Below are 12,058 nucleotides of genomic sequence, written 5' to 3'. Positions count from 1 at the left end.
ATAAATAAACTTATTACAGATTTTTAAGAGGTAAACCATAAATGAATAAAAAAATAATAATTCATATACTTGTAATAACTACAGCTTTTATTCTTTTTATAATATGGCATGAAGTAAGATTTAATAGAACTGTGCCCGCTTCAACAGCATCCGAAAATTACAGAATATATCTTATAACAATGGATAAGTCAAGCCAGTACTGGGATATCCTTAATAAGGGTGTTACAGACATGGCTAATTTATTAGGTATTACCTATATATGGGATGCCCCCCAGGACAGGGATGTGAATGAACAAATAAGCATCATTAAAAATGCCGTCAGAAATGGAGCAAATGCACTTATGATTGCAGCCAGTGATCCGGTAAGAGTATCAAGTACAATTGAAGATGCGAAAGCACTTGGTGTTAAAATAATTTATGTAGATGCTCCTGCTGTTGAAGAGGGTGTTGTTACCCTGGCAACTGATAACTACAGTGCCGGTATAACTGCTGGAGAAAACATGCTCCTGGAATTAGAATCTAATGGAATTAAAAGCGGTTCGATCGGTATTATTGGTGTTACTCCTGAAAATTCAACTACAGTAAACCGTGAATCAGGTTTTCGAAACGTAATTGAGACAGATGGACGCTTTAAGCTTCTAAATACACAATATGCCGGCGGCGATATCTTCCTCGCCCAGTCCATGGCACAAGCCTTTATTAATTATAACCCGGAGTTAGTCGGGTTATTTGGAACGAATGAGCAGACAACCACTGGCATAGGTTATGCTCTTGAGTCCGGTAATAAAGAAATAGTAGGTATCGGTTTCGATCTGACTGATACCATACAGGGATTTATTGATAAAGGTTATTTCAAAGCAGTTATGGTTCAAAGTCCATATACTATGGGTTATCTGGGTCTGGCCGAAACGATTGCAGCTTTGAGAGGATATGATACAGGTTCTCCTTTTATTAATACAGGTATAACAGTAAGAACCAAGTATTCCCATTGACTTACCAGTAAATTCTTCAAACAGCTCAATGGAAAAGCAATTCACTGCAGCATATCCTCGCCAAGTATTTGTTACTGTATCGAAAAAGAAATAACCAGATACTCATAATGAAGATTTATATATATATTGATTCATGAACTTTCAAATATAATGTTTCTGAAAAAATCTTTTAATGTATCAATATCATAATATATAAACCCTGGATTAATTATTTTTAATTTTTCCAAGTCTACACTTTCTGACCATGCCGCCGACAGGCAGATAACACCGGCTTCTTTGCAGGCTGTTACATCGGATACTGCATCGCCTACATAGTAAAATTCATCAACTTTAACAGCGTATTTTTTTATCAGTTTTAGAATAGAGTCTGCTTTATTAAGGTACCTCTCATCCCCTACCATAATCTCGCTAAAATACTTCTCTAAATTTAACTTTTTTAATGAGATATCACAGCTAATCTGCCCTTTTCCGGTAATCAAAGCTACGATGATATTTTTCTCTTTAAGAAATTTTATCAATCCAACAATCTGTGGAAATGGTTCCATACATTTGTCATGTAATTTTTCATAATAAAAATAAAAATCATCCAGTGCTGGTTCCCATTTGTCTTTTACAACCGCTTTAACCATTCCGATCTCGTTCAGTCCAAATGTCTTTATTATCTCCTGTTTTGTTAACTTATGCCCAACATAAGGTGAAACTGCATTATTAAATGCTTCAATGCATATCGGAATGGTATCTGCTATTGTTCCGTCAAAATCAAATGCAATCATTCTAATCATATTTATCAGCTCCGTTGATTCTGCGGATTACTCTGCATGGATTCCCAACTGCCACACAATTTTCGGGAATATCTCTTGTTACAATGCTCCCCGCACCTATAACGCTTCCTTTTCCAATGTTGATTCCAGGTAATATAATAACTCCTCCACCTATCCAACATCCATCACCAATCGTAACGGGAAGTGCGTAGGTCCGGCAAAAATATTCATTTGATTCCAGACTCCAATTAGATGTCAGCCTTTCATTAAGTTCTACCGGGTGTGCTGCCGTATAGATTTGAACGTTAGAAGCTATTAACACATTATTGCCTATCGTAATTTTATTACAATCTACAAAAGTACAATTCATATTAATTGATACATTGCTGCCCAGATATATATTGCATCCATAATCGCAGATAAAAGGTGCGGCCACTGATATATTTGCACCAATACTTCCAAAGAGTTGTGCTAAAATTCCCTTTTTTTCCGACTCTTGGTCATATGCAAACCGATTATATTCATTGAGTAATATTCTTGCTTTTCTTTTATACTTCAAAAATACTTCATCATGGCAGTTGTAATATTTTCCTGCCAGACACTTATCCAGTTCTCTATTCATCTTTTATTCCTTTCATTACTACATAAAAATATTTACTTCAGGAGAACTTTTATCATCAACTCCTGATATATTTATAATATAAAAAACATCTTGTTACAAAACCAGTAACAAGATGTTTCAAAATTCATATTCTTCTTCCCAGTGCTTCTATTAGAAACAATACCGGCACCTGTGTCGTAGCATTAAATCCTCCATTAATTCTCTGCATCTCCACATAATATGAAATATTCCAATCTGACAACATGGCTATGCTTGAATGAGATTGATTTGTAATGCTTAAGATGCTACATTGATTGAGTCTGAATTGATCAATTAAATCTATTACTTCTTTCGTTTCTCCTGAAACCGAAAGTACGATCACCACGGTATCTTTTGGCTTATCCTTTAAAATTGGATAATAAGTATCTTCTAAACCTATAGAGAATTTACCTAAATTAGAGAAATATCTTGCTCCATATCTTGCCAGGGCTCCTGATGAACCCATACCAAGAAATATAACTGTTTCTGCTTTTCTGATAAACTCAGCACCCTGCTTTATTTTCTGCTCAAAAGAATTGGTATTCGTCCTCTTGAAATAAAGTAATAACTCAGATAAATTTTCTTGCGGAGGTATTTCGCTGATTTGTTCTGTATGTTTAATAAACTTTTCTTTAAATTCTGTATAACCCTCACAATTTATTTTATTGCAAAACCTAAGTATTGTTGAAGTAGAAACATGTATCACATCAGCCAGTTCCCGTATAGTCATATAGGGTATTTTTTCGCTGTTATCCATAATATATTTATATATTGTAATTTCGGTTTCATTGAATTTTTGAATATTTTCATATGAAAACATGTTAACCTCCAACAAATTCCACAGTAATTATTATATTAAATCTTAAACTGATTAATCATCCCGTTTAACTCCTGAACCATATCATACAGCTGCGTAATACTTGAAGTTACTTCCACCATTGTCGTAGATTGCTCTTCTGCAGTCGCTGAGATTTCTTCTGTTGAAGAGGAATTCTCTTCTGCAGTTTTAGCCACATGCTGTAAAAGTTTTAAAATATCGTCTTTTTTCGAATTAATTTCTTTATTCCGTTCCGCAATTTCCCTTATTCCTTCTATTTGCGTCAGCAAACCTTCTTCAATCCTGTTTATAACATTTCCTGTCTGTTCAACCGTTACATTAATCTTCTCAACTCCTGACCGGTTGATATTGATAAATCTGACCGCTTCCTCTGACTCCTCCTGCATCTGGATAATTTTATTCCGGATATTTTCCGTTGCTATGGCTGTTTCATTCGCTAATTTTCTGATTTCTTCTCCGACTATGGCAAAACCTGCACCGTGTTCACCGGCTCTGGCTGCCTCTATACTTGCATTTAAAGCAAGCAGATTGGTCTGATTTGCTACATTTGTTATAATCGCAGTTATATCCCCAATATCCTTGGAGGATTCATTTATTTTATGTATTATTTTTTCAATCTCAATGGAGTTTGCCTGGTTTTCTCTGTTCGCATCTTTTAGATTATTGACAGAGGTCTGCCCCTCCTCTTTTAATTCAAGATTTCGTTGAGCTGCCAGCTCTATTCTTGTTCCCTCTTCAGCCGTATGCCTGATATCATCACCAAGCAGAGTTATCTTATGCACTGTATCCTGAGTTTCCTGACATTGTATCTCTGTCTGTTCTGCCATCTGTGATATTGCTTGTGATACTGCTACTGTAGTTTCTGATACAACCTCGGAAGATTGGCTCAAATTCATGGCAAATTGGTTTAAACTGCTGCTTGAAACTGTCATCATCTTTACTATGTGTTTAAAGCTGTCCAAAAGTCGGTTAACCGAATCCGCAAGAAGCTTCGTCTCGTCTTTCGTATTCAGGTCAATTTTACTCTGGGTCAAATCGCCGTTTGACACTTCGTAGAGAGCACCTGCCACACTTTTTATGGGTTTGGTTATTCTGCCGGATAACCAGTTAACAAGTATAAGCGAGATTAATAAAACAATACCGACACCAATTAAGTTGCTGATAAGAATCATGTCGGATCCCCGGGAAAAATCTTTATCATAAATTACTGCACATACTACCCAGTCCCAATAAGGAAAGTATTTAGTATAAACGGTTTTACCGTCCCTTATAATACTTACCTCGTCATTTAAGGTATAATGAATCATTCCTCCGCCTGATTTTGATAAAGTTATAACATCCTGAATAATATTTCTACCGTCATCCGCTTTTAAATCCTTGATATTATCTTCCAAAAAAGGATGGGCGATAATTTCTCCCTGTGAATTTATTATATAGAAATAACCTGATTCCCCTAAATCCAAGGTATGTCTTGCCATAAAAGAGTTCTTAGTTGCAGCGGAAGTGGCATCTGCCCCTTCCGCTGTGGCTGCCGACAATGCATCGGCTTGTCCGTTTTGCAAGGACTCAATGGAATGAATGGATGCCTCCTTTGCAGATTCTTCTGACATTCCATTTGTATCCGATTTGGTATAGGAGTAATTTCTGTTTATATCCGCCATAATCGTTTCGATTGCATTTTTAAGTATTATCGTATTTGACCTTGTAATCTCATTTTTCGATATAATATAATTAAATGATGATATGCCAAGTAAAGCTACAATAATAATGAGAGATACAAATAAACCAATTCTTTTACCAATTCCATCCATTTTAAACCATTTCATGTTCTTTTCCTCCGGTATTTTTAAGTTTTTTACTTCTGTACTTATTAGTTCCTGCACTCCCCTCATGCTAAAATAATTGGCCAAAAGTCCGCGATCCGGGTGCTAACCGGTAGGAATCTCCCTCCATCTTTGTCCACGTTTCCATTTTTTTCTTTATTATAATGTATAAATCTAACTTATTCAATTTAATTCGACTGTTTTATTGATAATTTTTATTAATAAATCACAAGAAGGGGCATATAACGTATCGTGACCTGTATTAATATCATTACCTTATTTATTCAATGGCTGCTCTAATAAACTTAACAATGCTTTCCTCAATATCGTATATATCATTAAGATTATCCTCTCTTAAGAATATTTTTAATCGTTCTTTATAACCTCCGTTACGATTTTATAAAACCAGATTCTTTCATTTTTAAAACTACCGGCAGTTCCGTAGAGATAATAATAGGCAGAATCGCCAGCAGAATAATCCAACGGTAAGCTGAAATACCATTTTTTCCATCCATAATAACCTCCATCAATCATCTATAAATCTTATCTTCCCTCTGTTTTGTTATCCCGTTTCTGAATCAAACCGACATAAAAATTATTTATTTATTCATGATACGAAATGCTCTTTTGTTATTTTTATAAAGAGCTTTAAAAACCTTAAAATTCCTGTCATGGATTTCTTTATTTGCCGGATTTGGTACATATACTTCTTTTACTTTAATAAGTTTATCCGCATCTTCAATTCTTTTTATAATTCCAAGTCCCACTGCTGCGATCACTGCTGCACCTAATGCACCCACATTCTGAGGGCTGTCAACGGTCTCTATCTCACAGCCCAGAATATCTGAAATTGTCTGGCAAGTAAGCGGAGATAAGGCTCCACCCCCGACAAATCTTATTGCCTTTGATGTCTTTACTTTTTTTCTCTGAGCCTCAAGCTGCCATCTTAGGTGATAACAGATTCCTTCTATGACGGCATGTATTAAATCTCTTTTTCCCGTTTCCAGCCCGATATTAAAGAACATTCCCCTGGCAAAGGAATCCTCAAAAGGGCAGCGGTTTCCATGCAGCCACGGTGTAAAAATAACTCCATGACTTCCGGCAGGAATACTTTTTATTTCTTCCAGCATAAAATCATACAAATTTACATAAATAGATTCCAATGAGTCTGAAACACATACCTTTTGCAGGTAAATGTTGATCTCATCTAATGCAAGGTGATTTTTCACCCATTCAAGGCATTTACCTGCTGTTTCCAACTCTGCAAAATAATTATAAGAATTGTCAGCTGCTCCTATTATAGAAGCTATCATAGCATTGATATCCAATATCCTTTTATTTACTATTGTTGACACCCAGCCGGAAGTACCAGAATAAATATGAGTACTTCCATTTCTGACAGCACCGGCTCCCACACCAATCAGAGAAGCATCCCCTCCGCCTCCGAACACAGGTGTTCCTGTCTTTAAATGAAGCTGCTTTGCGGCTTTCCCGGTCAGTGAACCGACTTTCTCGGTGGAGCCTGCTATTTGAGGCAAGTGTTCCGGATTAACACCCAGCATCTTACACATTGTCCTGCTGAAGCAATTCTTTCCTTTCCTGACATCAAAAAGCATTGTTCCGAAAGCACTGTCTTTTGTCATTACAAAATTGCCCGTGCATTTGAAAATTAGATATTCTTTTACATCCAGCCATTTATGTATTCTTTTAAAGTTTTCCGGTTCATTTCTTTTAACCCAGATATATTTCCAGACCGGATCTTTAACACTTGCTGCCACAACACCCGTAATTTTAATGGACTTAAGAAGTTTAAAGAAATTTACTCCCGCTATTTTAAGTCCGTTTCCCATACCCTCCTCCAGTTCAGATCTAGCCCTTTGATCCATATAACTCATTAATCTGCGGACCGGTTCACCCTTCTGATCTACAAGTACAAGCCCCTGCATCTGTGAACAAAATGAAATTCCTTGAATACTTTCGGAAGAAATTTTACTATTGTCAATCACCTTAATCGTAGTACTACACATGGCATTCCATATTTCATTAAGATTCTGTTCCGCACCGCCATTTTCTTCTATATAAAGCTGATACCCCTCCACTGCTGATGCAATCAGCTTTATTGTGTCAGAAATCTCAAAAATACAGGTTTTGATTCCTGTCGTACCTACATCATAAGCAACGACATTTACACTCACAAATTGACACACCTCACTTTCCTTTTGTCTTTTCATCCGATTCTGTTTATACAAACTTTATTTACCCCAATTGTTACTTATCTGTCTGGAATATTTCTTTATATACACAATACGCATTAAGTTCCTATCCAGCCAGCCGATTGGTTTTATTTTCCCAAACAGTGTACCGCTAAGGAAAACCTTGCAGTTCTTCTCCATAATCAATGCAACGGCGGCGGCATCTATCTCATTGGCCCCGCAGCAAAAAGCACCGTTGTTGTTTATAATAACGGCGGCGGCACCTTTTAAAGCGGTCACTGCTTTTGCCGGCTTTACAGCAGCCACTTTTGTACCTACAATTTGAGCGAAATCATCAACGAAAGGATATAAATTAATGCCCGCATGGGAGAACGATAAAATGTTTGGGGTATCCGCATGTATAATATAGTTAATTTTTTTATATTTATTATAAATACTCTTATGTATTGCGGCTTCTCCGTTTAAAGAATCTGCCTGTTCATCAAGATTGCTCTTTGTTTCCTTTCCGTTTTTCTCGTATATTTGAAACCCGTTTTCCGTTCGCTCACTATTACAAAAGCCTTGTGATACTCTATCACCCTGAGGTACCCGGTTTCGGCCCATAAGTAATAGTGCAAACTGCCTCAGATCATCAGGATTATAAGTATTCTTCTGCTCTAATTTCAGATATTGCTTAACAATATAACTTTCGCAGACTTCCTCAAGCTCTAATGCAGCCCGAAAGGCTTCTTCTTCATCTTTCCCAAAGCAGACCGCTCCGTGATGTTTCAAAATAATAACGTTACCTTTCGACTTCTTTATAACATCCGCAACACTTTTCTTAAGCTTTTTCGTTCCCGGAAGACCATAGGAGGCACATAGTATCTCATCTCCAAGTAAAGGATCTTTTGAATCTATAATAATTGAATCTAAACCCAAAGCACTTATAACAGAAGCATTTTCCTGATGAGTATGTATCACAAAATGAATATCAGGGTAATGTTGATAGACCTCTGAATGAACCCCTTTTTCTGAGGAGGGCTTTATATCTCCTGTATAACTGCAATCTCCTATTGAGACTTTAACAATATCCTCCGGTCCAATTGACCTATAATCTCTGCCACTGGGAGTGATTGCAAAATGGTTTTCATCGATTCTGCAGCTGACATTCCCCCAGGTTCGTGTTATAAGTCCTGATTCAACTAGCCGTCTCCCTGCCATTATAACCTTTTCCTTTGCCTCCTTTTCAGTCATAACAACCTCCTTGCTTTTTTATCTATTTAGGCAATTGCGAAACTATATAGTTTTTTGAATATGCCATACAATTCATGCAAATTTCATAGCTTCAGTTGCCCTCCAGGCAAGATTCAGCTCTGAAATTGTATCAATTGCATGACATATAGATACAATATGTGAGTTTCGCAATTACCTATTTTAATCTCTTATTCCTTAACTGCTATATTTTTAAATACATTTTCAAATCTGGCAAGTACGTCATCTATCATATCTTCCGTATATGCGGCACTGGTATAAAGCCTGCTGCCGGCCAGTGTAACAATTCCCTCAGCCATATACGCCGCACCTACATGTTCCATCTCTTTCTTCCTCTCTGATGTTGCAGTTAATACCCGTGGAATGGACCAGGGTTTTAACCAGTGAATGGAATAATGCATTGTTCCCACGGTTTCAAGATGACAGATGGACCCCTGATTAAATGCTACAAATGGAAGATCATATTTCCTAATAAGGTTTTTCAGTCCAGCAGTTAGTATGTCACCTATCACTCCGGCTTTCTGTGCTGCATTTGTTCTTTCTATCTCACACAGGGTATAATAACCAGCCACGCAGCTAAGTGGATTAGCTGCCATAGTACCTCCGATAAGAGCTTTTTTAACTTTAGGACCACCTGCGATACCTGCGGAGAGATATTTCATATATTCTTTTTTACCGCCGAGACCTCCGGCTCCGGGATAACCTCCGGCAACTACCTTACCAAATATCGTTAAGTCGGGACGAACACCAAAGTATCCCTGTGCTCCCGCCATTCCGAGCCGAAATCCGGTCACGACCTCATCAAATATAAAAAGAGCTCCGTACTTACGGCAAAGAACTTCCACACCTTTGTTAAACTCTTTGTCAACAGGTGTTGTCCCGCTTTCCGGTCCTACAGGTTCAATCATAACTGCAGCAGTACCGCCCCGTAAACAGTTAAATTTTAGTTTTCTTTCCAAGTCATTTAAATCATTAGGGTAGAATTCCTGTGTATGTTTAAAGACATAGTGCGGTACTCCATGAGCTTGTGTCCACTTAGAACCTGGAATCCTAATTCCGTAAGCCAGCTGGTCACTCCAACCATGATATGCACCGCCCATCTTTATAATATTTTTCTTTTTGGTAGCAAGGCGGGCAACCCGGATAGCAGCCATACAAGCCTCCGTACCTGATCCAAGCATTCGAAACATCTCTACCGTTTCATAATTATCAGATATTTTCCTGGCCAGTTTATATTCATACTCATGGAAGAGTCCTGTACACGGACCACAATCATTTAACAATTCAATTACTTTGCTGCGGACTTCTATCGGATTACTTCCTAAAACTGTAGGACCGCCTGCCTGTAAGAAATCATAATACCGATTTCCGTCAATATCATACAGGTAGGCTCCTTCTGCTTTTGTAAATACCAGCGGAAATGGATAATTAAAAGCCAGATTGTGCTGTACCCCTCCGGGGATTATAGCTTTGGCTTCTTGTATCATTTCTTTTGATTTAGTACATTTTTTATCATAATATTCATTCTCGTAACCCTTTAAAGCATCCGGTTTGATAGTATAAATCGGTTTGGTAATCAAGACGTCCAGCTGTTTATTTATTTCAGCAGCATCCGGATAGTTAGAAATCGCAAATCTGTTGTCCATGTTACCCTCCTGTTATTATTGTCATAGAAAAGAGTTTTGCCTGCTAAAGAAAGAGCGAGCGTTCGCTCGTTTTTCCGGGATATGATCTATGCCCTTATGAAGAATCATAATGTCTTTCTATTGTTTGGTAATAATATATTCTGCTATCTGTGAAATTATAATTAACTATATAAAATATAGCGGTATGGGAGTCCGAATCGGTATCATACTTGGACGCAGACTATCACAGACTTCAATCTTGCACCAATTGGTACGACTGTATTGAATTTTCAAAATATACATTATTTTCATAATAATGTAAATAAAACCATTAAACGTGCCGATATAAATAGACATATAGTCTGCTGTCGTTAATCTTATATTGAGCACGATCGTATTCCGGCCCTGTATTGTTCTGGCCAAATCAGATTTGTGCAAAGTTTTTTAGTTTAACATAGCAGTATTGAATTAAATGTGAAAGGAGTAAACACATCTGAAAACAGATGTGTTATGTAATGGGCATTAAAATGGAAATAATTAATAGGGAAGAAAAAGCAGAAGTCTTAAAAAGCACCAAGCCTGTAGTTGTACTTAAACTTATAATCTTATTCGGTATATGTGCCGCAATTTTGTCAGGACTTTTCTATTTTCAATCCACTTCTTTTGCTACAGGGAAACCTTACGAAATGGAAGTGGGTGGATATGTAATCTATCCGGGTAAGACAACCGTATCTGACTTGGCAGAGGCAGGTTTTGAACTTTCTGACTATAGCAGCCTTTACAAGGATACCTATGATATCACATCAGAAGCCGAAGCAAAGACACGGTATACCATGGTGTCCGTGGTGAAAGAAGAGGAACCATATGCTGATATTGAAATAATCAACGATAGTTCAAATAAGAAGCAGCTGGGGGATTGCCTTATAAGTGCTGTCAGTATTGATGTTAAAAAAAACTATAAGAATATGGATACTCTAAAAATAAAGAGTCTTGGGCTAATGGGTATTACTCCGGAAAAAATGAGTGAAGCCATGAATAAAGTAGGAAAAGAATCTGAATATAAATCCTATTCCGATACATCACCCACCGGAACCATATATACTTGGCGCAGCAGAAATTATTCAATGAATATCATTATTTCAAATGAGGGTAACCTGTTGAGAATAGAATCGAAATATAAAGATAACTAGGAGGACTGAAATGAATCAAAGCATGAATGAATGGTTAGAAAAAGAGATGGAAGCAGCCCAGGTAAATATGAAAAAAGAAAGGAAAAAGGTTGTGTTTGGTATGATATTATTATTACCGGGCACTATCCTGGCATTATTTCTGATCGGCTACCTGAGTAGTTCACAAGATATTAGTAAGGGATTTGCTAATATTAAATATGGAGTTATTTTTGGTCTTATTCTGGAATTGTGTACTTTGCCTGCCTTATTGCAGAATACGGCCAAGAGATACATAAAGATTTTAAAGAAAACTATTGAAAAAGCATTGCCTTCCGCAGGAGAACAGGCTGAATTCGCTGTTCAGATGCTTGATGTTACAGCAGCAAAAAAGTTTAGATACATCAATGCAAATAAGAAAGAAGAAAGTATCTATATTACTAAGGATTACTTCTTTAAAAATTATTGGTTTATCAACTGTGCAATTGTTCGATTAAAGGATGTAGACCGCATAGAGCTGGACGCAAACCAATACAATATCAGGCTGAATCTTAAGGGTGCCGGTACCCGGTTTGAACTTCTCCCCATCCACTTTTTCTACCGTAACCTGGAGACGAAGAAAGATCCGGATGTAACTGTAATGTTTTGCAGCCGGAATGACCGGGATAAAGCAATGACGGTCATACAGGAAATGACGGCTATATAGAGGAAAATGATTCTCTCTGCAGTAGTTACTATCGATAGTATTA

11 protein-coding genes are annotated in these 12,058 nt (G+C 37.2%); 3 read left to right on the top strand and 8 right to left on the bottom strand.

Going from position 1 to position 12,058, the window contains the following annotated elements:
* Positions 1-41: 41 nt before the first annotated feature.
* Positions 42-992 (top strand): substrate-binding domain-containing protein, encoded by a 951-nt coding sequence (locus tag RBU59_RS23870; protein ID WP_308144974.1) that lies wholly within the window; start codon positions 42-44, stop codon positions 990-992.
* Between the two features lie 131 nt (positions 993-1,123).
* On the opposite strand, the gene RBU59_RS23865 is transcribed toward RBU59_RS23870, so the two are convergent.
* The 8 genes from RBU59_RS23865 to RBU59_RS23830 form a co-directional block, all read right to left on the bottom strand.
* Positions 1,124-1,774, bottom strand: coding sequence for an HAD family hydrolase (locus RBU59_RS23865; protein WP_308144973.1), 651 nt, complete (start codon positions 1,772-1,774; stop codon positions 1,124-1,126).
* Positions 1,767-2,375 carry a sugar O-acetyltransferase gene (locus tag RBU59_RS23860; RefSeq protein ID WP_308144972.1) on the bottom strand — a complete coding sequence of 203 codons (609 nt, stop codon included), beginning with the start codon at positions 2,373-2,375 and terminating at the stop codon, positions 1,767-1,769. The genes RBU59_RS23865 and RBU59_RS23860 overlap by 8 nt, the downstream gene beginning before the upstream one ends.
* Positions 2,376-2,499: 124 nt before the next feature.
* Positions 2,500-3,213 carry a MurR/RpiR family transcriptional regulator gene (locus RBU59_RS23855; protein WP_308144971.1) on the bottom strand — a complete coding sequence of 238 codons (714 nt, stop codon included), beginning with the start codon at positions 3,211-3,213 and terminating at the stop codon, positions 2,500-2,502.
* A gap of 35 nt (positions 3,214-3,248) precedes the next feature.
* The gene (locus tag RBU59_RS23850) at positions 3,249-5,057 is read right to left on the bottom strand and encodes a methyl-accepting chemotaxis protein (RefSeq protein WP_308144970.1); all 1,809 of its coding nucleotides are present in this window, start codon (positions 5,055-5,057) and stop codon (positions 3,249-3,251) included.
* 386 nt (positions 5,058-5,443) lie between these two features.
* A complete protein-coding gene (locus tag RBU59_RS23845; RefSeq protein WP_308144969.1) occupies positions 5,444-5,569 on the bottom strand; it encodes a hypothetical protein in 126 nt (41 codons plus the stop codon).
* An 84-nt stretch (positions 5,570-5,653) separates the two neighbouring features.
* Positions 5,654-7,249: a xylulokinase gene (locus tag RBU59_RS23840; RefSeq protein WP_308144968.1), complete on the bottom strand. Its 1,596-nt coding sequence runs from the start codon at positions 7,247-7,249 to the stop codon at positions 5,654-5,656.
* 57 nt (positions 7,250-7,306) lie between these two features.
* Positions 7,307-8,500, bottom strand: a complete 1,194-nt coding sequence (locus RBU59_RS23835; protein WP_308144967.1) for a class II aldolase/adducin family protein — start codon at positions 8,498-8,500, stop codon at positions 7,307-7,309.
* Between the two features lie 188 nt (positions 8,501-8,688).
* Positions 8,689-10,164 carry an aspartate aminotransferase family protein gene (locus RBU59_RS23830; RefSeq protein WP_308144966.1) on the bottom strand — a complete coding sequence of 492 codons (1,476 nt, stop codon included), beginning with the start codon at positions 10,162-10,164 and terminating at the stop codon, positions 8,689-8,691.
* A 506-nt stretch (positions 10,165-10,670) separates the two neighbouring features.
* Between RBU59_RS23830 and RBU59_RS23825 the strand changes: the two genes are divergently transcribed.
* Together RBU59_RS23825 and RBU59_RS23820 are read left to right on the top strand one after the other, a co-directional pair.
* A complete protein-coding gene (locus RBU59_RS23825) occupies positions 10,671-11,333 on the top strand; it encodes a hypothetical protein (protein ID WP_308144965.1) in 663 nt (220 codons plus the stop codon).
* A 10-nt stretch (positions 11,334-11,343) separates the two neighbouring features.
* Positions 11,344-12,015 carry a hypothetical protein gene (locus RBU59_RS23820; protein ID WP_308144964.1) on the top strand — a complete coding sequence of 224 codons (672 nt, stop codon included), beginning with the start codon at positions 11,344-11,346 and terminating at the stop codon, positions 12,013-12,015.
* Positions 12,016-12,058: the final 43 nt, after the last annotated feature.

Source organism: Anaerocolumna sp. MB42-C2, assembly GCF_030913705.1.
Classification (GTDB): Bacteria; Bacillota; Clostridia; order Lachnospirales; family Lachnospiraceae; genus Anaerocolumna.
Note: the sequence above shows the minus strand (reverse complement) of the source record. Positions and strands in the feature narration are given on the sequence as shown.

Bases quoted from the DNA above. Each gene is read 5' to 3' on its own strand.
- RBU59_RS23870 (WP_308144974.1), top strand. From the start codon at position 42: ATGAATAAAAAAATAATAATTCATATACTTGTAATAACTACAGCTTTT.
- RBU59_RS23865 (WP_308144973.1), bottom strand. From the start codon at position 1,774: ATGATTAGAATGATTGCATTTGATTTTGACGGAACAATAGCAGATACC.
- RBU59_RS23860 (WP_308144972.1), bottom strand. From the start codon at position 2,375: ATGAATAGAGAACTGGATAAGTGTCTGGCAGGAAAATATTACAACTGC.
- RBU59_RS23855 (WP_308144971.1), bottom strand. From the start codon at position 3,213: ATGTTTTCATATGAAAATATTCAAAAATTCAATGAAACCGAAATTACA.
- RBU59_RS23850 (WP_308144970.1), bottom strand. From the start codon at position 5,057: ATGAAATGGTTTAAAATGGATGGAATTGGTAAAAGAATTGGTTTATTT.
- RBU59_RS23845 (WP_308144969.1), bottom strand. From the start codon at position 5,569: ATGGATGGAAAAAATGGTATTTCAGCTTACCGTTGGATTATTCTGCTG.
- RBU59_RS23835 (WP_308144967.1), bottom strand. From the start codon at position 8,500: ATGACTGAAAAGGAGGCAAAGGAAAAGGTTATAATGGCAGGGAGACGG.
- RBU59_RS23830 (WP_308144966.1), bottom strand. From the start codon at position 10,164: ATGGACAACAGATTTGCGATTTCTAACTATCCGGATGCTGCTGAAATA.
- RBU59_RS23825 (WP_308144965.1), top strand. From the start codon at position 10,671: ATGGAAATAATTAATAGGGAAGAAAAAGCAGAAGTCTTAAAAAGCACC.
- RBU59_RS23820 (WP_308144964.1), top strand. From the start codon at position 11,344: ATGAATCAAAGCATGAATGAATGGTTAGAAAAAGAGATGGAAGCAGCC.